Raw genomic sequence first — 20,966 nt, forward strand, 5'->3', positions numbered from 1 at the left:
TATTTGGAGTGATTGTCATGAACAAAACAACAAATGGCTGGATAAATGGTTTTATAGGCGTACTCATTTTCAGCGGCTCGCTGCCTGCAACCCGCTTGGCGGTGACGGACTTCAACCCATTGTTCCTCACCGTATGCCGCGCTGCGATAGCTGGTGTATTGGCTGGATGTCTCCTACTCATCTTCCGGCAGCAGCATCCTGCCAAAAGAGACATCATTTCACTATTGGTGGTAGCATTCGGCGTGGTAATCGGTTTCCCGTTGCTGACAGCCTTAGCGCTTCAGTATGTCACATCCGCACATGCCATTGTCTTCGTTGGGCTTCTTCCGCTCGCGACGGCGATTTTCGGTGTACTGCGCGGAGGCGAACGCCCCCGCCCAGTCTTCTGGATTTTCTCAGCTGCTGGCAGCTTACTAGTAGCAGGGTTCGCTCTGATCCAAGGGGGAGGATCATCCCCGCTCGGCGACGCGTACATGCTGGCTTCTATCGTCGTATGCGGTCTTGGTTATGCAGAAGGGGCTAGGCTTTCACGGCGTCTGGGGAATTGGCAGGTGATCTCTTGGGCACTCGTTCTGTCGCTTCCTCTTATGCTGCCTTTGTCGTTCTTTTTTACACCGGACTCATGGTCAGGCATCGGCGTTCCTGCGCTGCTCAGTCTTGCCTATGTGTCCTTATTCAGCATGCTGATCGGCTTCGTGTTCTGGTATCGAGGTCTCGCCCAAGGCGGAATTGCGGCGGTTGGTCAGCTGCAGCTTCTCCAGCCTTTCTTTGGACTGCTGCTTGCCTCAGTGATTCTGCACGAGAAAGTGGGCTGGGCGCTCGTGGCAGTGAATATCGCCGTTATCATGTGCGTGGCTGCTGCTCGGCGATTTGCAAAGTAAGGCAGGCCATTTTAAAAAAGGCCGATGAGTAAAAATAAATGAAGGTATGAAAAATACCAAGGGCCGCAGCCCTTGGTATTTTTCATGCGGCCGAGAGGACTTGAACCTCATGGGTTAATTGTCCACTAGCCCTCAATACAGTAAAAGGTCTCTCTACTTGTTAATCACAATCGATAATTTATAATTGACATGCTTGTTTAATTCTACTAAAAATTGATCTAACATTTCATTAGACGGAAATCTGCATTCAAGCAGATAACAGCCATCGCCGCTAATTTTATAATTATTGATTACAAATTTCTCTTGTGTTTTGATAAATGACAGATATGGCTGATGATGGGTGCTTTTTGTATAGATATTAAGCAAAGCATGTATATAACACCCTAATTTCACTTGGTTCACTTTAATTGTATATCCCTCAATCACACCGTTGTCTTCTAATTTCGCAACCCTCGAGGCTGCTGCTTGCCCTGTTAAATGAACTTTTTCTCCTAATTCTTTCATCGTAATACGGCTATTTTTAGATAACTCTTCTAATATTTGCATGTCTGTGTGATCCAACATGAAATCAAATCCCTTCAATATTCGTTAAGAATAAAATCCTCCTGTTCATCCTCTCTCTAAAAAGGTGCAGTCCTGCACATTACTTTAAAAATTCGTTTTCTTATCCGTGCTTTAAATTACCCTGATTCTACTTTAGTGACAATTTATACAAAATAAAATACATACTTTCAAAAATCAAGTCAATCGACTGAAAGACTTGATTAGTTCCATGTATTTATTCAGCGGCTGTATGTAAACTATACACATATTAGAGAAAAGGAGTTTTATACATGAACATTCAACAAATTCGTAATGCTACACTTGTTGTCGAATATGCAGGCAAAACGTTTTTAATAGATCCAATGTTAGCTGAGAAAGGTGCTTACCCTCCATTCCCAAATGCGCCAAGACAGGATCAAAACAACCCTTTGGTTGAATTGCCAACTTCTGTCGACAATATTATCCATCATATTGATGCTGTCATTGTAACTCATTTACATGATGATCATTGGGATGAGGCAGCTAAAGAGTTATTGCCAAAAGATATCAAGTTGTTCTCCCAAAATGAAGACGATGCAAAAGAAATACGAAATGCCGGATTCAAAAACGTCGAAGTTTTAACAAAGGATACAGTCTTTGAAGGAATTCAATTAATCAAAACCAAAGGAGAACACGGAAGAGGAGAAATTTTGAAACTTGCAGGCCTTGTATGCGGCGTTGTGTTCAAGCACCAAAGTGAAAAAACGTTATATGTAGCCGGAGATACAGTCTGGTATAATGCGGTTCAAGAAGAGATTGATACACATCAGCCAAAAATCATTGTAGTGAACGGCGGAGATAATCAATTCTATGAAGGTGGTTCTCTCATCATGGGTAAAGAAGATATCTATGAAACGTATAAGGCTGCTCCAAAAGCAAAAATCATCGTGAGCCACATGGAAGCTGTCAACCATTGGGGATTATCAAGAGAAGAATTAAAATCCTTTATTCATGAAAAAGCAATCTCCTCTCATGTGTTAGTGCCTGATGATGGCGAATCATATTCATTTTAAATGTTACTGCTTTAAGGAGAGATCTGAGAAGAAAAACTATGATGCTTTCCAAGATTTCAAAATGCTAATTTAAGCGAATATGGCTGTAGGGACTGCCTTGTAGCTGTTTATTTTATACTTGAAGCCAAGCATCAAGAAACTCGATTTACTGATGTCCCTGCAAATTGGGAAATTCGTTGCATTTTCTCTTATGATTTTATTGCGTATTGAAGAGTAAAACCATTGAACAAAGATCATATCAGATGTGCACGATATTCTTCATCATCAGCTTGGCATTCCTTCGCTAGTGAGAGAAATATATCAACTGGATCAAGCAATGGCTTGGTCTTTTTTTCATCTGTATTCCCGTTGAGATCGTAAAAGCGCAACTCTTGCTCGTAATCATTCTTCGTGGCATTAATGCCCCACCATCTATTGCCATTATACAATCCTCTCTAACAATTCTCCCACTTTTTCTGCCATGACATGCGGCGGATAAGGCATTTCGTTTTTTAACCACCATTCCACTACTCCTACGTAAGCATTTGCAACAAATTCAACAATGACTTCTTCACTTTGGCCATGATTTTTTCCTTTCGTTATATCGACATCTTTCTTGAACTCTTCGATATTAAACTTAAGGAACTGACTGCGAAAATATCGAGCTCCTTCACTGGCTAACATCGTGGAAAAGAATAAATAATTACTCTCAAGGTATTCCATGCAATGTACGGTCGATTCAATCCAGTCCATTTCAGTTGCCGATTCACAAAAATTCCCCATATTGTTGATATGCTCTTCCATAATCTTTTCTAATAGATCAAATTTATCTAAGTAATGAAGATAGATAGTTCCCCGGTTCACATTTGCCCTGTCGGAAATTTCCTTGATCGTAATATGATCAAAACTTTTTTCAGTCATCAGCTCAATCAGAGCCCTTTTAATAGCCTCTTGGCTTTTGGTTATTCTTCTATCCACTTTGGACATAGCTTTTCACCTAACTTTCTTAAGATAATCAACAATTTAGAGTGGAATGTTGAATAATCAACAAATCGCTTGAATTTAACCATTGTACGCACCATGTTTCTATTTACAATAATAAACAAATGTTGATTAATGAATCATGTTTTTTTGGATGAAGTCAATGTCCATTTTAGTGACAAGAGAATTATTTTGTAAACACAAAGAAAGGGCGTTATGTCAAAATACAGAGAAAATGATGGAATGAGTCCGCTTATCTAAATTCAAATTTGACCCGCAACCCAACGATAAATCCGTCAAGAAGCAGACTTGTATCAAAAATATCTTATGAGGTGAAGAATGATTAAAAGACAATTTACGATCATTAATGAAACAGGATTTGCGAGACCAGCTACCCTATTAGTCAGTTTGGCTCATCGGTTTACATCTGATATTTTTCTCGAACATCAAGGGAAAACTGTCAACCTCAAACAAGCACCAAAATCCATCATGGACATTATGGATTTAGGAATTAAACCCGGAACCGAAATATATATATACGCTCATGGAGCCGACGAAGCGAAGGCTATTCAAAAAATGAAAGAGCATTTAATAAAAAACGCTTATATACAGTAATCAATGTTCAATTCATGCCATCATATCAAATATAGCCCAGCGTCTGTTTTGTTTTTGGTACAGCCGCAGACGGTTCTTCATATCAAAACCAGACACACAATGATCGATGGTCATAATGTTGGCTAAGAAAGCTTTTATCGTTCGACAAAACAGCTTTCCAGATCACGATTTCATTTTTCTTCTGGTTATGATTCAACCAGAAACAGAGAAACCAAAAAATGATCACAAGCAAGAATGGGGGATTTATATATGTCACAGGACAAACAAGTTGTACTTGTCACCGGCGGAAATCGCGGAATTGGATATGAACTGGCCAAGCAATTAGGTGTGAATGGGTTTAAGGTCATTCTGGCAAGCCGAGATCCAGTGTTAGGTCCTGAAGCGGCACAAAAACTTAGGGCTTCAGGTCTTGATGTTTCATTTGTGCTGATTGATGTAGAAGATAAAGAAAGCATCCGGCAAGCTGTGATTACAGTAAATGAGCAATATGGAAGATTAGATGTGTTAATCAATAATGCAGGTGTGTATTTAGATAAGAATGAAAAATTATTGTATATGGACCCTTCCATCCTAGAGAAAACGATGGCAATTAATTTCTTCGGCGCTTATCATGTCATGCGGTCCTTTATTCCTCTCATGGAAAAACAGGGCTACGGGAGAATTATTAATGTTTCTTCAGAATATGGAGCTGTGAGCGAAATGTCTGACCAAGGAGTCGGGGCTTATAAGTTATCCAAACTTGCACTAAATGGATTGACACGATTGGCCGCTGCAGAAATCAAGGGCGATATCAAAATAAACGCGGTCGATCCGGGATGGGTAAGTACAGATATGGGTGGGCCATCTGCTCCGAGAACGCCTAAGGAAGCTGCCGAGTCTATCCTTTGGTTAGCGACGATTGGGCCAGATGGACCTAAAGGGGATTCTTCAGAGACAGAAAACGAATTGATTGGTAATCAAAAATATATTTTATGATCGTTTATTATTTAAAGGCTTACCTCAATTAAAGAACGTTTAGGACGCAGTTCGGTTGCCTTTATAATGAATGCCGCCGGGCATCTTTCTGCATAAGAAAATAACCCCAAGGGCAGTTATACCCTTGGGATTGTTGGATGCCGAAAGAATAACAGACGTTTCATATCTAATCTCTCCATTTGTTTTGCATTTTTAATCCTACTTTACATTCAAAACCTGAAGAAAAAGGGGCAAAAGTTCTTAGGAATTCTTAAGTTTTGGCAAGCTAACAGCCGGGCCCTAGGATTGATCTAAAAATCGTTTCCTCTTTTTAAACAAATTTCAAAACGATCATATCTATTACATGGTAATATTTAGATACATAAACTTTTATATATTGATGGAGAGGAATGAAAGAATGAAGAAACTTAGAAAGGTATTTTATAGTAATGTTGCCCTGTTGCTTCTCGCCTTATTGCTTGTTGGATGTACGGGCAGTAAGAACGAAGTATCAAAACAATCTTCAAATCATGATGCTGCTGCACAATCTGATGAAAATCATAATGGGACTGAAGATAGCACCAAAATAGACAAAGATGAATCGGAGCCAACAACAGAATCAGAAGAATCCGTAACAAAGGCTTCAAATGAACATCCTTCAAAAGAAACCGCAGCGGATGAATCAAATGAAACTTCATCAAAAGAAGTAAAAAACGAAGAGGAAGGTAAAGAAGGCAATGTATTGGCGGCATACTCTTCTGAAAAAATCGAATATGCCCGAGTTTGGCTCCAGCTTGGACCCAATCAAGAGATAGATGAATTGAATGTTCGACACATTTCAGCTGGCGAACTGATTAATCCTAATGATGATACAAGTGCGAGCTATCCAGAAGATGTGATCCAGTTAGCTGGTTCTCGATTAGTGGATGGATCAGTCACTTATCATGGAAATGGAGATGGCACGATTCATGTATACAATGTCCCTTTACGCTGGGATTCCGCTGATGATCTCGATCAAGGCGTGATGCGGGAAGTGACTGAGAATATCATTAAAAATATAAAAAAAGTGTACGTTGATCCAGGTGACAATGAAAAAATCAAGCGACTCATTGACATCATGGTTATTCATTAATCAGTAATCGTTTGTCTACAGCAGACAACGCGCTTTTTCACCTGAATCTCCTTTTATAAATAATGGATAATAAGGAAAAAGTATGATACATTACTATTGAGCAAAGTTTGGAGTGTGATCACTTGCTGAAAAATCTACCGATTCTATTAGCTATCCTATCAGTTGGAAGCATTCTAAATGTGATGAGTCTTACCCTAAAATTATCAGAGCCTTTTCACTGGATCGTATTATTACTAGGTGTTGCATTATTATTTTATAGCGCTGTATGTCTAGTAGCATACAATATTAATCAAAAAATAACATCTTAGTAGTAAATGAATGATGTCTTAAGAAAAACAAGCATATAACAATATGCTTGTTTTTCTTCTACATACAGTAGCTAATTCCTTCAAACTCTGACTCCATATTCAGCCTCTTAGATCTTAAACGTGGTTGAACTATTACATTCACGTTATCTATAACAGCAAACTATAATTCTTTTGAGCAACATCACAGTAAAAAACGTGTTCCATTATTTGTTTGCTCGGGCCTTATTAACCTTTTTGAGATGCGGTATCCAGCAACATAATGTATAATTCTTCCTATCTACTTGCAGGAGGCATTACATCATGAAAATTAGAGTTACTGGAATTTTAGTTGGTATTACTTTATTTATTACTGGTATTCTTTTGCCAGAAGCAAAATTTGATTACCCTCAGTGTATTAGTTTTGCTGGAGCTTTTATAGCATCAACATCTATTGGAAGTCTCATGAAACTCAAAAAGCAATCGGCAACTAACTAACTTTTGAATGTCTCCTTCCTAGAAAGAGGCAGGGGGCACGAAACGGGCACTGTTTTTCGGCGAGTGCCTTCTACAAAATAGAGATATAAAGTGTTTTTCATTCATCTAAAAATACAGAAAAGAAGGTAAACATGGAAAATATAAAAGACGAAACCAAGAAAATAAAAAAGGATTTCAATCCAAAAGACGCTGTTTTCGTATTCTCTTCTTTTACATTCATTTGCGTGGCTATCATTTTTATGCTAATGGTTTATAATGTACTCACGATTCAAAATTTCCTGTCATTCGATAAACCAATCAGAATGATACTGCATGTATTTATTGCTTCATTTGCTCTGCTTTTGTTTGGTGTAATTTTATCGCTTTCCATTCCCTCCAAATATATTGACGATACAAACAAGAGCTATCAAAATTATTCACTGTTAAGTATTGTTACCTTTATGTTTGCAGGTGCGTTATTTGAAGAACTTTTGTTCAGGGGAACTATTCAAAATTTGCTTTTTATATTCATAGAGAACCAATGGATTGCAATTATAACTGCCACTCTAATTTTCTTAGGTTTTCATATCCAATACTTTCAAAAGCCTATGATGCTCATAAATATAAGCATCCCAAGTTTGACTTTCGGGTGGATATATTTTGACACGAACAATATTTTAGTACCTTTTGTTGTACATTTTCTAATGAACTTAGGCATAACGCTTTTATTTAAATACAATATATTACGGATGAAAAGATAACGCATATAACTTAATTTATTGATATTTGGGCCTTGATTAACTTTTAATTAAGGTTTTTTTACACATTCCTCGACATTTCAGCGTATCTATTTTTTCAATGCCACACACTAATTATTGCTTCTTTCGAATCTTTTTTGTTTTTAGGAATCCGAAGAGTTCGAGTAACTAGTAATACTTAGAGTTACGGAAAATTACTAATCCTTTAATCCCTTTCCATCGAGAATTTTTTGCAAATATTTTTCGACTCTCGATTCTCGGGTTTTGGATTGTTTGGCTTGAGAAAAATGAAGAATATATGCTCTTTGCCGTCCTGGCGTCAATGCTTCAAAAGCTGTTTTCAAGGCAGGGATTTCATCGAATTTATTTTGAAGTTCTTCAGGAATTTTATATTCTGTATTCTTTTTTAAATCCACTTCCAACCCGGCTTTTTCAACTTCAATGGCCTCATGAATATAGGCTTTCAAGATCGTTTCCATTTCATCAATTTCCTGAACATTGGTGAACCGGATCTGGCGTGCCGCCTGTACATTCTCCGTTTGTTGGATGAGAATCCCATGGGCATCCTGTAACAAGGCACCTTTGTGAAACAGAAGCGCACAATATTCTTTAAATCCATGTATTAAAACGATGTTCTTATTATTAAGCGTGTAGCAAGGATGCTTCCACTTAAATTCTTCGGTCAGCTCACAGTCAAGAACGATAGCTCTCAACTTCTCATATTCTTCCTTCCACTTTTTCGCTTTACTTAAAAATTCATCAACCTTAGGATTCGTTCTGCTATTTGTCATGAAGGAATTCCCCTCTTTCCAGGCATTTTTATAAAGGCTTAATGGTTCGTCATACATTTACGTGAATTAACACTAATGAAGTCCAGTTTTATTTTTGACATCTCGGTATTTATTTTATTCTTCTATAGGTTCCTTCTCTTATTATTCAATAGATTAAGCTTAAAGTGGAGATGATGCAACAACAAAAAACACAGGGATTCATATGACGGACATCTTATAAGATATGCCCGGGTACACTTTGCTTGCCGAGTATCTATATCCAAACAGCAACAGCAGTCATCAAGGGTTATATCCATGTCCACAATATAAAAAAAGAAGGCCAATATAGCCTTCTCACCTTGTTTTATTACTTCACTGTCAATCTGAAAAAGTAACAATTCTATTATTATGTAACTTTTTTATTCTTGCCAACGCATAAGGTTACTGCAACACTAGCTATACTGACTAAAGTTCCTGCAATAGAAACAAGAATTGTCAAAAAGCCATTGGGAATAAGAAATCCAATTGGAATGAGTCCCAGAAAAGTTAAAACGATAACACATTGATATACTCCTGAAATTATTCTTACAACCAAGTTACCAAAAAAGGACATGGCTAAAGGAGGGATGAATAAAAATATAACGATCCCAATTGAGATCATTAAAATAATAGGCTCATCAAATGAAATGACATGATCTCCAGGTGAATCTTTACCAGCTACTAGTAAAACAATGATAGACATAATCAGTGTAAGAAAAACCAAAGAAAACCTTTTTAACAACGTTATAACTCCTTTTTCAAATGTACTAAAAACGGGTATCCTGCTTTTTTTCAATTTCCATAACCATTTTATGTTATTCACTGCAGAATATGAATGCAATTCTATTTTTCATTAATTCTTCTAGTGAATTCTGTATTTTTCGCTTATTTTCATTATCCAAGCAATATCAATTCGTTTACATTGCCTCTTGACAACCTCACTCTCTTTTCGCCAAATTATGTATTTAAACCTTTATCTAACAATATAACAATTTAATGGAAATCAGGCAATTTTGAACTTACATCACTGCTAGATCAATAGGAGCAAAAGAAATTTCAAAATAAACAACTGAATAATTGTTGCAGTATGCACATGTCTTTATAGAATGTTTAAAAAACCTGTACAAATACAGGTGAAGAACTTACTTTATTTCATATGAGTTATCCTGCAAAACGGTGCACGGAATGTCGGGTAGATACATTTCACTCCTGTTATTCTTTTGTTAAAGGAGGTCAAATAAATGGATTCGCTTAAAAGGATGAATAGAGCATTAAAGTATATTGAAGAAAACCTCACAAATGATATTGATTTTAAAGAAGTAGCAAAGCTTGCTTTCTGCTCTGAATATCATTTTAAAAGGATGTTTTCCTTCCTTGCAGGTATTTCATTATCGGAATATATTCGTCGCAGACGTCTTACTCTTGCAGCTTTTGAACTGAAAGACAGCAATGTAAAAGTGATTGACATTGCAATAAAGTACGGTTATAACTCACCAGATTCTTTTGCGCGGGCATTCCAGAATTTACATGGTATAAACCCATCAAAAGCCAGACTTAATGGCCATTCCCTTAAAGCCTATCCACGAATGACCTTCCAGCTATCAATCAAAGGAGGAAATGAAATGAATTACCGTATTGAAGAAAAAGAGGCATTTCGCATCGTTGGCATTAAAAAAAGAGTTCCTGTTATTTTCAATGGGATTAATCCGGAAATTGCATCTATGTGGGAAAGTTTAGATGAAAAAGCAATAAATAAACTAAAAGAGCTTTCTAATGTAGCACCATCAGGACTCATTAGTGCATCCACGAATTTTTCTGAAGGTCGGATGGAGGAGAATGGAGAGCTTGATCACTATATTGGCGCAGCCACAACGAAACAGTGTCCAGATAACTTATCACGGCTTGAAGTTCCTGCCTCAACGTGGGCTGTATTCGAAGCAATCGGACCATTTCCGAATACACTGCAAGACGTATGGGGACGCATTTATTCCGAATGGTTTCCATCATCAAATTATGAACAAATAGAAGGTCCAGAAATACTGTGGAACGAGCATAAGGATGTAACATCGCCATCTTTTAAAAGTGAAATTTGGATACCGGTTTCAAAAAAGTAATATATTTTACGATGAAGTAAGAGGAATTGAAGGGTCTTTAAGGAAGGGGCTAATCCCTTCCTCTTTATGCACCAACTCGATCTGCGGCAATTTTGAAAAGCGCTGTCTGCATCTTCAAAGTGAGTAAATATTGAGATACCACTTAGAATTCGGCTGATCTTCATTTATCATCTCCCCTTTTTTATGTTTCATCTCGCCTCAATGCTCATATGATACTAATCATTTGATAGCTCTTCATTTCCACGGATAATGAAAATATCAGGTGATCTCCTATGAACCTAGGTCAGAAATATCTGTCTGTAAGCTTCCTATCTTTTTTTCTCCTCTATAATGAAAAAAGAACCTTTTTAGGCTCTTTTTAATCACGATTTTCCTGAATAAAATTGGTTAGCACCTATTATTAGAAATCATCCACTCTTTTTCTCACTTTCTTACTTAGCTTAAAACCGAATCTATTTATATACTCTTCATTTTTAGCCATGATTTGATGAGCTTCGATTATTGGCAAGGTGCGAATTAAAATGTACGCACCAATAGCGATCAAAACCACACAAACCGGATAGTAGGCATTGAAACCTGAGACTATATGTTTTCTTTCCAGAAAAAAAGGAATTCCGCCTGCTACAATTGAACAAACACCAGCAACCATGACAGCAGCATACCGTCTTTTCATATCTTTATATTTTACTGTCAGTTCTTTATGATGATTTTGGTCAAAAATCAGAGCTTCTTTCTTGAGTACCTTGTATTTATCTTCTACCGTAATCAATCCTGTCACAATAGCCCCAATGCCGAGTACAGCTATGATCATGATAAGGAGTGTATAGATGGCTGGTTCTTGTTTAAAAACCAAATAAGGGACAGTGGATAAAATAAGCAGGCTCAGTCCGAAAGAAACATATTTGGAAACTTTGCGTTCATGCAATAAAAAGCCATCTGCCATTTCCCTGCTTACATAATATCCTTCTTTATTGTCACGATGCGGCTCAACAGAATCTTTTAACAAATAATCAATTGACACTTCAAAAATGTTTCCAATCATTAAAAGTTTCTCGGTTTCAGGAAACCCTTGCCCATTTTCCCATTTGCTAATCGCCTGCCTTGTCGTGTTTACTTTTTCAGCTAAAGCTTCCTGAGACAGTCCTTTTTCTTTTCGTAACTTAAAAAGTTTTTCACCAAATGTCATAGTTTAGAACTCCTTTGCTTTGATGACTACATTTTATGAAAACAACGCTCCCCGTTCTATCTTCCAGCAAATGCACTTTGTCAACTTACGGTTGCAACGATGTTATACATTGTTGTTTATTTCTGTTCAGACCATGTCTTGAACAAAAAAGAGTAAATGTTTTCAAAAATAAACATCCAATTCCTTTTTATTCTTTAGTATAGATAAACAACTCATTATTTTCCACTTTTTATCGATTCCCCTTAACTTGTGATGTTCACTCCTAGTTATTTCATTCGTCCAAAGAAACATAAAAAAACCAAGGATCTATAACCCTTGGTTTCATTGATACGGCTAAGAGGACTTGAATTTCCACGGGGTTGTCCCCACCAGGAAATTCATGGGTTCTTAAGAGCTTTACTGAAGCAAAGCCCCTTTTATACCGTGTGATTTTTTGACGCACCCAGGCCGAATATGAACAGTAGAATGCTGACCATAAGCAACAGTAATATTGGGAAGTTCCAGCTTGCCGTGACGTCATGGAGCAAACCAAACAATGTCGGTCCTGTTGCAGCCAGCAAATATCCAACAGATTGCGACATACCGGACAAAGAAGCCGCATCGGAGGCATCTTTCGTCCGCAAGCTTAAAAAGATCATAGCCAAACTGAACGCACATCCCCCAGCAAACCCGAGTAAAATTGTCCATAACAAAATCAGTGCATTATCGCCGAAATAAAGGCCACCCAATGAAACAAAAAACAGGACAGTCATCATGACAACCAATAAACGCTGATTCTTCATGCGTCCCGCAACGATCGGTACGATGAATGATACGGGAAGCGAAGCGAATTGAAATAGCGATAGCATCCAACCAGCGCTGTCTTCACTCAAGCCCCGGCTTGCCAAGATTTCAGGTAACCAAGCGATCAAAACATAGAAAAGCAGAGACTGCAATCCCATAAAAAGTGTAATCATCCAGGCCAGCGGTGAACGCCACAGATTTCGCCGCGTCGACGTACCGCTAGTAGTTATCATGGCTGACGCGTGACTCGCCCGCACTTTAGGAAACCAGAATAGTGCGGCTACCAGAGCGAGCAGGCCCCAGATTCCAAGTGCGCCATTCCAGCCAAAACCGAGATTGCGGGCGAGCGGGACACTTACACCGGAGGCTATCGCACCGCATAAATTCATCGACACTGAATACAGCCCTGTCATAAGACCGACATTATGAGAAAAATCCCGTTTAACAAGACCTGGGATTAGCACGTTGCACACCGCAATCGCGAGCCCAAGCAAAACGGTGCCTGCAAATAAAGGGACTGTTGCGGTCAGCGAGCGGACAATAATACCTGCCATGAGAAGAACCAATGCATAAAGTATGATCCGTTCCATCCCGAAGCGGCGCGCCAAGATAGGCGCGAAGGGGGAAAGAAGCGAGAAAGCAAGCAACGGCAATGTCGTGAGCAAGCCTGCCGCGGTATGCGATAATCCAAGGGACTCGCGAATCGATCCTACCAGTGGGCCTACCGATGTTAGCGGTGACCGCATCGTCAATGATATAAGGACGATGCCTATGATGATCGGCCAACTCAATGAGAGCGAACGCTTTAACCCAGTTGGTTTGGTATCACTTTGTACGCTCATAACCGCTCCCCCTCTTCAACAGCGATAACATCCTTCGATTCCTGGATATAACGATGAACTGCTTCCACGGCACGATCTGCGTCCTGACCGACAATCGCTTCGACCAGTTGTCGGTGCATTTCCAAAAAATCCGTATCGACTTCAAAACTAGTCAGGCTTGTAATCGAATCTTGTAACGCTTCAGCGATATGGTTGTATATTTCGATCAGTATTTCATTATGCGACGCCTTGACAATGCTTTGATGTAGACGGATATCCGCCGTTACAAAGTCATCAATGTTACCGAGTTCTGCCGCTGCCTCGCAGCGTTCCAGTTGGAGAAGAAGTTCGCGGGCCTCGTCGTCGGTTCTGCGTTGTGCAGCAAGATGGGCCCCCTCACGTTCGAGAGCATACCGAACTTCTAATGTTTGCAACGTATCGGTACGCGAAATGCGTTTTTTCAACACGACTCCCAAAGCACTTGAAGAGCAGACATAAGTTCCGTCACCTTGTTTCGTCTTCAAGAGTCCTGCATGTATCAATGCCCGAATTGCTTCCCTTAATGTATTGCGGCTAACATTCAACTCGTTCATCAACTCCGGCTCGGCCGGAATGCGCATCCCGACACCCCACTTGCCTGATTCGATCAAACTTTCCATTTGTAGAGCGACTTGCTCAACCAGCGTCTGCCGGTTTGTTTTCTGAAGCATGTGTTTATCCTCCTGTAAAGCACTTATCAAACATAGGATGTTTGGTTAATCGGTATTTTATCACGCCTCTGAAATTAAGACAAGAAAATAATAAGCCAATGAAAGGGGCAGGGAATCTTGCTGCTCATGTAAAGATATTGAATTTAACAGCAATACAGAAATCCCTTACAAAAAAGATACCTAAAAAGGAGATTTAATAACTCATTTTCAATGAAAAACTGATTGATGTTAATTAGTCGGGTTTCAGGATATACACGGACCATTGCCCTTTCCTTTATTGGGAATCCTACACGTTCCCTATTGTTTTTGCTTGATATGATTTTCTAAAAAAGTTATTGACAACAAAAAATTGATCATGTTATTATTAAAAGTTTGATATTCCACCTCCATATATGGTAATCTTAAGAAGGTTACCATACATGGAGGTGGATGATATGTTTCAAATTGGCGATAACATTGTTTATCCAATGCACGGAGCAGGTATAATTGAAGCCATAGAAGAAAAAGAAATCTTAGGGAAAAAACAACAGTATTATGTCATAAAGATGACGATTAGTAATATGCAAGTTATGATTCCAACGCGTAAAATATTGAGCTCAAGTATACGACCAGTTACTGATATACGTGCATTAAAACACATTATACACATTTTTCAACATGGAGAATCAGATAGGTTACTGCCGTGGAAGCAAAGGTATATAGTAAACACGAACAAAATAAAAACGGGTGAAATACAAGAAGGCGCTGAAGTTGTACGTGATTTACTGCGTATGAAGAAAGAAAAAGCACTTAATGCAAGCGAAAAAAAAATGTTGGATAATGCATATGAATTTTTGATTAGTGAACTGGAAGTAATTAAAGGAATCACTGAAAAACAAATAAAAAGTTTTTGTTAAGGTTAATTATAGAGAATGTATCGCATGAAAATCCCGAATTTTTTGATAATATCACGATAAAAAGTAAAGCCATTTCAAAAACGTTCAACTTCTTCAACTTACTAATAAAACATTAACCTCTTTTGTTATTCCTACAATCTAATCCATTTTTATTATTTACATTTTTTCTACAACATTTGAAGTTTTATCAAAAAAACTCGATGAAATAGTCACTTGATGTTTGTAATCCTGATTCACACTGGCACGGACAAGGAGCCGTAAGGATGGAAGAGAGGTAGGGCTTTCATTGTTTTAGGTATCTCTAAGTGATTATTTCTTGTAGATAAAACATTCAATTTCCACTCTATCTTTAAGAATTTCTTATATCCACTGCGACAGTGAATAGTAATTGTGTATCTTCTTTTCATAAAAGAGATACACGGGTTGTTAACATTTAAATATATGGCCACAATAAAAAAATGACGAAGTTCTAGAACTAGAAATCATTTTTATGATTCATTTAATCTTGTAGTTAAATTAACGGGCAGGTTAGTGAAAAAAGAATGAATAAAATGCAGTTGTATTCGAAAAGAAAAGTAATTAATTTATATACATTCCGCATATTGTCAATCCAGTATGTTATACTGTAAACAAACCTTTGAAGTTTTAAATCTTTTTCTATTACCTTGTAGCATCTCCCTACTCGAACGTTGAGTAGGGTTTTTTATTGAGAATTATTAAGAGAACATAAAAAAAACAGGCCCTATAGAAAGAGCCTGTTTGTATAAACGATTGAAGATTAAGCAATTTTTTGAACGTTAGCAGCTTGAGCTCCACGAGCACCTTGCTCAACGTCAAACGTTACTTTTTGACCTTCGTCTAAAGATTTGAATCCGTCACTTTGGATTGCAGAGAAGTGTACGAATACATCGTCTCCGTTTTCACGTTCGATGAAGCCAAAACCTTTTTCTGCATTAAACCATTTCACTGTACCTTGTTCCATTTTTGTTGCCTCCTAGTGTGTAACCACACAGTGTATACTATCCTTGCCCAAAGTATCATCAAGACGAAAAGTCAATATTCATACTATCCTTTACACCGAACAAAAATAATTCTTCTTTATCATAACACGAAACGGAAATAACTGCAAATTAATATTGTCGTTTTATTCATGGCATTATTTGTTAAACATATGGATGCCAGTGCGAATAAGAGGCCTATTAATAACTATGGTTTGAAAACACTGTGAAAATGAATCACGAGTGTCTTCAAACCTTTTTCTTTGCTTAATAGTACTTCATTAATGACTGTCAAAAAGCTCAGCTGTTTCTTGTTCAAGTAAAAGATAATCTTTTAAAGGCAGGGCTGTTCACTTGTAAAACTTTGTTACTGCAGATGTTTCCAAACAGTCACTCATGGATATCCCCATTACTTCATTATCACTTTCCAAAACCTTTTCACCTCAAACAATCAATGTTCACGATCTAAATAAATCGATTCCCATAGGGGAGCAGTGAGCGAGTTTGGCCCGATAAAGAGCCGGGTATAATCTTCATACACCATTTGTATCCCGGCTGGCTCTGCTAATAAAGATGTAATTGAACTGGAAATCAGTTTATCATTTCCAATAATTTTCACAGATAGATGGGAAGAATACTTATCATATATGTGGTGTATGACGTTGGGCCTTCAAAGGCTATAAAACGTTTTCTACACTTAGAAGATCAACAGGGAAGGAGAAACTTTTAAAAATGAAAGAACAAAACCTAAGGACTTTGAGAAAACTGGTTACACCTTATGAAAAGTCCGATTTACAAAAAAGTATTTGTCAAATCATTAACACATTGGTACCATTTTTCCTGCTATGGTGTTTGGCATATAAGAGTTTGTCGATTTCTTATTTCCTTACATTAGCGATTTCTGTCGTTGCGGCAGGTATTTTAGTAAGAACCTTCATCATCTTTCATGATTGCTGCCACTATTCCTTTTTTAAGAACAGAAAGGCGAATCGAATCCTTGGAACAATAACAGGAATTCTGACTCTGCATCCCTTTGATCATTGGGCACACGACCATTCTGTCCATCATGCAACAAGCAGCAATCTGGACAAACGCGGTACAGGCGATATTTGGGTACTGACCGTTGAGGAATATAAGAAAGCCTCAACTAAGACAAAAATAAAGTACCGTTTGTACAGAAATCCGTTTGTTATGTTTATGATTGGGCCGATTTACGTCTTCGGAATTACCAATCGGTTTAACCGTAAAGGGGCAAAACGCAAAGAACGGATGAATACGTATGTAACGAACCTGGGGATCGTCGCTTTGGCAGCACTTTTATGTTGGGCTATTGGCTGGCAAAACTTCCTGCTGGTTCAGGTGCCAATTTTTATGATGTCGGGATCTCTCGGAATTTGGATGTTTTATATTCAGCATACGTTTGAGGATTCTTATTTTGAAGAAGATGATCATTGGGAATATGTAAAAGCAGCAGTTGAAGGAAGCTCTTTTTATAAGCTTCCAAAAGTCATGCAATGGCTAACAGGCAATATCGGTTTCCATCATGTTCATCATTTAAGCCCGAGAGTCCCAAACTATAAGCTTGAAAAAGTGCATAACAACACTGAGCCATTGCAAAACGTTCCGACCATTACACTGGCAACAAGTCTCAAGTCGTTAAAGTTCCGCCTATGGGATGAAGAAGGCAAAAAATTTGTTGGTTTTAGCCACTTAAAAAAAGCTTCTAAAGGCCAAGTATCAGCGCGGCTAACAACAGATTAAATAAACTCCCCATAATCGATGATAAGGGACAGTGTATCTTGCAGAATAAAAGTGCAGACTCGCGCAACGGTTTTGTGCAGAGGTCAGCACTTTTTTAGTGACTCGACAATGTGGTACATTTGTTGCCGTATTTTCCGCAAAAAAATAATATCAAAGGTGATTAAACCCTGGGTATTATTGGGATGCGGCCGAGAGGACTTGAACCTCCACGGGTTATTCACCCAGCCTTAGAATAATCAATACATACTCATTTGATTTCATAAAAAAGTTGCCAATTAAGGAACATCATAATTGACAACTCAATGCTTACATTTTCTGTACTTTTTTCAAAAAAGGGCTCTTGTTATTAAAATGCTTGGGATCTAATACATCACAGATAAAAGGGTAACTAGTGCTAAAATAGCTGGAAGTCTTTGTTTCACAATAATTGATTTATTTGATGTGAAACCTCCGAAAATGGCTGCTACTACCACACAAATTACGAAAAATAATTGAATCATATAGCCAATTGGATTGAGCCCAAGTATAAGTCCCCAAATGAGACCAGCAGCTAGAAATCCATTATATAAACCTTGGTTTGCAAACATAACGGCTACGTTTCGATCTCCTTCTAAATGCCTTGGCAATTTGAACGCGCGTTTTGCCGCCTTTGAATCAATAAAAAACATTTCAAGGATCATAATGAATAAATGTTCTAATGCTACGATCCCTACTAAAATAGTTGCGATTATTTCCACATTATTCTCTCCCCTATACTCCCTAATATTAGTTTTATATTTTTGAACTAAGGAGACGATATGACATATACTTGGACAGCTGCTTTAAGGAGTAGACATTTATGTCTACTCCTTAAAAATTATTTTTGACTAACCATCAACTTACACCCAAGAGCAATAAATACTGTTCCAGAGACTTTATTGAGAATATTATTAAATTTATTGTTGTCTTTAAGTGTTTTTGTGGCCATAGTTGAAAAGTACGTGACTAAAATGTACCACAATAAAGCTATAACGGCGAAGATGCTCCCTAAAATAAGAAATGACAATGATACAGTCGACCCTGATGTTGATGCAAACTGAGGCAAAAACGATAAATAGAACAGAATGTTTTTAGGGTTAGCGATGTTTGTAATAACCCCCTGGATATAATGTTTTTTAAGCGTCTCGTTAGCTGCATCCTTTAAAGTTATTCCGTCATTTTTCTTAAGAAGTGCTTTCATTCCAATGTAGATTAAATATAGCCCTCCCACAAGTTTTATAGCAGTAAACAGAACAACCGACTTAGCTAAGATAATAGATAATCCAACAGTAGCAAGTATTGTGTGAACAAAAGCACCGGTAGCAATTCCAGCAGATGCAGCAAAACCACTTGCTCTGCCATTTGAGATACTTCTGCTTAATACAAACACAGCGTCTATGCCAGGAGCAGCTATAAAAACAAATGATGACAATACAAACAAAAAAAGATCATGAATTCCAAACATATATTTCAACTCCTAAAATTCCACATTCCATCTACGAAAATTTCAATAACTAAATTTCAACGAATCAAATTTTTTGAACAACTCCATGCTAGGAACTCATAACAGTTTTAAAAACCTTTTCCGCCAATCCTCTGCGAGAGCATCGATTTTCAATATTTCTTCAATTGATTTTTTATCCTCTTTTTGATGAAAAAGAACTTGTGTGGCAGAAAGTACAGATATTTCACATGGGTCCTTTTCAACAAGCTCTATTTCTGAACTAGACTCAATCGTCCCTTCTTTTAGCACCCGAAAAAAATAACCGGTTAGACATGTTTCAACCACTTTCTTCAGAAAATCTCTCTCTTCATTGTATTTCGATATAGTTGCACATGGCACTCTTCCTTGTGTTACCTGAATGATGGTACTACCTATTCTATACACATCACCTATACAAACCTGTTCTTCCAACATGCCTGTTGCAGTAATATTTTCTCCAAAAATAGGCGGAGTCATTTTTTTATTAAACATTCGTTCCCAATAAGAATAATGCTCAAATGGGTATAAACATACTGCTCGATCAACACCACCGTGGAACTTGTGGTTAGCAACATCATCACCAACGAAACCGGATTTTTTCAGCTCAATAGATGATACAGTAGACTTACCTATCGCGGACATTTCTTTTCTATTATTCCAATCATATTCCTTAGGTTTTCCAACAGCTAAATGAATGATTTGTCTATTCATGATACCCCTCCAATCGCCATTTGTTGATCTGAGTTAGTTTGTCCTGTATTCAAAACAAATCAAGGTCTCCACTAGTTAATTTGAATGAAATACAGTTTCTTTAAGAGCACTAATAAAAGCGTGAGTTACAGCACTCAAATATTTATCTTTTCTATAAACAACTCCAATTTCACGAGAAAGATTAGATTTTAAAATTGGAATGATTCTTATATTAGGATGATTAAGGTACTCTAAATAAGGTTTAGGAAGTATTGTTACTCCTACCCCTTTAATAACCATATTAATTAAAGATTGCATGGTTGTAATTTCAAAAATCGGCTTAGGAAAGAACCCTAAGTCTTTACAAGCTTCATCTATAAGTTTCCTAATAAAATAATGTTGAGGGAGTAAAATCGAGGGTGTTGTCTTTAGCACCTCTACATCTAACATTTCCTGATTCTCTAACGGGTGACCTTTAGGCACTGCAAAAGCCATTTCCTCTGTGGATAAAGAAATTGATTCTAATTCATCGCCTTTCATAGGTAAGAATACAATCCCCAAATCCAACTTATTTTCTATGAGTTGTTTGTGAATGTCCCCAGTACGCAGCCCAAAAACGGATATCTTCACACCAGGGTATTTTTGATGAAAATTCAGTAAAGTAGGCGTGATAATGTAATCCTCGACTGTCAACAAAGTTCCAACCAAAATTGTCCCTCTTTGAAGCCCATTCAATTCATCTATTGAGGTTTTAGCCTGTTCTACCTCGTAAAAAATTTTGCGAGTATACTTTAAGAGAAGCTTTCCTGATTCAGTAAGTGCTGTTTTTTTACCAATACGATCGAATAAAGGAGTGCCAATTTCATGTTCCAATAATCTAATTTGTTGACTTAAAGAAGGCTGAGAAATTCCTACTTTTTCAGCTGCTCTTGTAAAATGAAGTTCTTGGCATACTGCATAGAAATATTCAAGTTGTTTTAATTCCATCTAGTGCCTCCTTTAGGAAATGAATAGATACAGTTTGAAAAGGGGCATAAGAGT

General features: G+C 37.6%; 22 protein-coding genes and 1 pseudogene. 10 read left to right on the forward strand and 13 right to left on the reverse strand.

The window, feature by feature from the left end; all coding sequences use genetic code 11:
* Positions 1-17 precede the first annotated feature (17 nt).
* Positions 18-881, forward strand: coding sequence for a DMT family transporter (locus AC0DBE_RS10140; RefSeq protein WP_014112782.1), 864 nt, complete (start codon positions 18-20; stop codon positions 879-881).
* Between the two features lie 153 nt (positions 882-1,034).
* Here AC0DBE_RS10140 and AC0DBE_RS10145 read toward each other — a convergent pair whose 3' ends face one another.
* The gene (locus AC0DBE_RS10145) at positions 1,035-1,445 is read right to left on the reverse strand and encodes an Lrp/AsnC family transcriptional regulator (protein ID WP_061186302.1); all 411 of its coding nucleotides are present in this window, start codon (positions 1,443-1,445) and stop codon (positions 1,035-1,037) included.
* Positions 1,446-1,714: 269 nt separating this feature from the next.
* On the opposite strand from AC0DBE_RS10145, the gene AC0DBE_RS10150 reads away from it, so the two are divergent.
* Positions 1,715-2,476, forward strand: coding sequence for an MBL fold metallo-hydrolase (locus tag AC0DBE_RS10150; RefSeq protein WP_472962011.1), 762 nt, complete (start codon positions 1,715-1,717; stop codon positions 2,474-2,476).
* A 420-nt stretch (positions 2,477-2,896) separates the two neighbouring features.
* On the opposite strand, the gene AC0DBE_RS10155 is transcribed toward AC0DBE_RS10150, so the two are convergent.
* A complete protein-coding gene (locus tag AC0DBE_RS10155) occupies positions 2,897-3,442 on the reverse strand; it encodes a TetR/AcrR family transcriptional regulator (RefSeq protein WP_472962013.1) in 546 nt (181 codons plus the stop codon).
* Positions 3,443-3,775: 333 nt separating this feature from the next.
* Here AC0DBE_RS10155 and AC0DBE_RS10160 point away from each other — a divergent pair, with 333 nt between their 5' ends.
* The 5 genes and pseudogenes from AC0DBE_RS10160 to AC0DBE_RS10180 all read left to right on the forward strand — a co-directional run bounded on the left by AC0DBE_RS10160 (position 3,776) and on the right by AC0DBE_RS10180 (position 7,659).
* On the forward strand, positions 3,776-4,051 hold the full coding sequence (locus AC0DBE_RS10160) for an HPr family phosphocarrier protein (RefSeq protein ID WP_472962015.1): 276 nt from the start codon (positions 3,776-3,778) through the stop codon (positions 4,049-4,051).
* A 249-nt stretch (positions 4,052-4,300) separates the two neighbouring features.
* Positions 4,301-5,007, forward strand: a pseudogene (locus AC0DBE_RS10165) (SDR family oxidoreductase).
* Between the two features lie 416 nt (positions 5,008-5,423).
* Positions 5,424-6,137: a hypothetical protein gene (locus AC0DBE_RS10170; protein ID WP_072183273.1), complete on the forward strand. Its 714-nt coding sequence runs from the start codon at positions 5,424-5,426 to the stop codon at positions 6,135-6,137.
* 608 nt (positions 6,138-6,745) lie between these two features.
* The gene (locus tag AC0DBE_RS10175; protein WP_165762157.1) at positions 6,746-6,919 is read left to right on the forward strand and encodes a hypothetical protein; all 174 of its coding nucleotides are present in this window, start codon (positions 6,746-6,748) and stop codon (positions 6,917-6,919) included.
* A 131-nt stretch (positions 6,920-7,050) separates the two neighbouring features.
* Complete coding sequence (locus AC0DBE_RS10180) at positions 7,051-7,659, forward strand: CPBP family intramembrane glutamic endopeptidase (RefSeq protein ID WP_205635537.1); 609 nt, start codon at positions 7,051-7,053, stop codon at positions 7,657-7,659.
* A gap of 194 nt (positions 7,660-7,853) precedes the next feature.
* On the opposite strand, the gene AC0DBE_RS10185 is transcribed toward AC0DBE_RS10180, so the two are convergent.
* Both AC0DBE_RS10185 and AC0DBE_RS10190 read right to left on the reverse strand, forming a co-directional pair.
* A complete protein-coding gene (locus AC0DBE_RS10185) occupies positions 7,854-8,447 on the reverse strand; it encodes a YdeI/OmpD-associated family protein (RefSeq protein ID WP_087987659.1) in 594 nt (197 codons plus the stop codon).
* 385 nt (positions 8,448-8,832) lie between these two features.
* Positions 8,833-9,207 (reverse strand): hypothetical protein, encoded by a 375-nt coding sequence (locus AC0DBE_RS10190; protein WP_472962018.1) that lies wholly within the window; start codon positions 9,205-9,207, stop codon positions 8,833-8,835.
* Positions 9,208-9,706: 499 nt separating this feature from the next.
* On the opposite strand from AC0DBE_RS10190, the gene AC0DBE_RS10195 reads away from it, so the two are divergent.
* A complete protein-coding gene (locus AC0DBE_RS10195) occupies positions 9,707-10,579 on the forward strand; it encodes an AraC family transcriptional regulator (RefSeq protein ID WP_472962020.1) in 873 nt (290 codons plus the stop codon).
* A gap of 400 nt (positions 10,580-10,979) precedes the next feature.
* Here AC0DBE_RS10195 and AC0DBE_RS10200 read toward each other — a convergent pair whose 3' ends face one another.
* From AC0DBE_RS10200 to AC0DBE_RS10210, 3 genes are all read right to left on the reverse strand, one after another.
* Positions 10,980-11,765: a helix-turn-helix domain-containing protein gene (locus AC0DBE_RS10200; protein WP_072183280.1), complete on the reverse strand. Its 786-nt coding sequence runs from the start codon at positions 11,763-11,765 to the stop codon at positions 10,980-10,982.
* Positions 11,766-12,181: 416 nt separating this feature from the next.
* Positions 12,182-13,390, reverse strand: a complete 1,209-nt coding sequence (locus AC0DBE_RS10205) for a CynX/NimT family MFS transporter (protein WP_472962021.1) — start codon at positions 13,388-13,390, stop codon at positions 12,182-12,184.
* On the reverse strand, positions 13,387-14,079 hold the full coding sequence (locus AC0DBE_RS10210; protein ID WP_472962023.1) for a FadR/GntR family transcriptional regulator: 693 nt from the start codon (positions 14,077-14,079) through the stop codon (positions 13,387-13,389). Before AC0DBE_RS10210 ends, AC0DBE_RS10205 begins: the two co-directional genes overlap by 4 nt.
* A gap of 434 nt (positions 14,080-14,513) precedes the next feature.
* On the opposite strand from AC0DBE_RS10210, the gene AC0DBE_RS10215 reads away from it, so the two are divergent.
* On the forward strand, positions 14,514-14,975 hold the full coding sequence (locus AC0DBE_RS10215; RefSeq protein WP_041521131.1) for a CarD family transcriptional regulator: 462 nt from the start codon (positions 14,514-14,516) through the stop codon (positions 14,973-14,975).
* A 778-nt stretch (positions 14,976-15,753) separates the two neighbouring features.
* On the opposite strand, the gene cspC is transcribed toward AC0DBE_RS10215, so the two are convergent.
* Complete coding sequence (cspC, locus tag AC0DBE_RS10220; RefSeq protein WP_061186258.1) at positions 15,754-15,957, reverse strand: cold shock protein CspC; 204 nt, start codon at positions 15,955-15,957, stop codon at positions 15,754-15,756.
* A 467-nt stretch (positions 15,958-16,424) separates the two neighbouring features.
* Positions 16,425-16,592 carry a molecular chaperone TorD family protein gene (locus AC0DBE_RS10225; RefSeq protein ID WP_080490478.1) on the reverse strand — a complete coding sequence of 56 codons (168 nt, stop codon included), beginning with the start codon at positions 16,590-16,592 and terminating at the stop codon, positions 16,425-16,427.
* Between the two features lie 113 nt (positions 16,593-16,705).
* On the opposite strand from AC0DBE_RS10225, the gene desA reads away from it, so the two are divergent.
* Positions 16,706-17,734 carry a Delta(5) desaturase DesA gene (gene desA / locus AC0DBE_RS10230; protein WP_087987666.1) on the forward strand — a complete coding sequence of 343 codons (1,029 nt, stop codon included), beginning with the start codon at positions 16,706-16,708 and terminating at the stop codon, positions 17,732-17,734.
* Between the two features lie 362 nt (positions 17,735-18,096).
* Here the strand turns inward: desA and AC0DBE_RS10235 are convergent, their stop codons facing one another.
* The 4 genes from AC0DBE_RS10235 to AC0DBE_RS10250 form a co-directional block, all read right to left on the reverse strand.
* Positions 18,097-18,471: a DUF1304 domain-containing protein gene (locus AC0DBE_RS10235; protein WP_472962026.1), complete on the reverse strand. Its 375-nt coding sequence runs from the start codon at positions 18,469-18,471 to the stop codon at positions 18,097-18,099.
* A 119-nt stretch (positions 18,472-18,590) separates the two neighbouring features.
* Complete coding sequence (locus tag AC0DBE_RS10240; RefSeq protein ID WP_072565783.1) at positions 18,591-19,217, reverse strand: LysE family translocator; 627 nt, start codon at positions 19,215-19,217, stop codon at positions 18,591-18,593.
* A gap of 96 nt (positions 19,218-19,313) precedes the next feature.
* On the reverse strand, positions 19,314-19,946 hold the full coding sequence (locus AC0DBE_RS10245; RefSeq protein WP_014112759.1) for an MOSC domain-containing protein: 633 nt from the start codon (positions 19,944-19,946) through the stop codon (positions 19,314-19,316).
* A 75-nt stretch (positions 19,947-20,021) separates the two neighbouring features.
* Positions 20,022-20,912 carry a LysR family transcriptional regulator gene (locus AC0DBE_RS10250; protein WP_472962028.1) on the reverse strand — a complete coding sequence of 297 codons (891 nt, stop codon included), beginning with the start codon at positions 20,910-20,912 and terminating at the stop codon, positions 20,022-20,024.
* Positions 20,913-20,966 lie beyond the last annotated feature (54 nt).

The organism is Bacillus sp. VA15 (assembly GCF_055721145.1).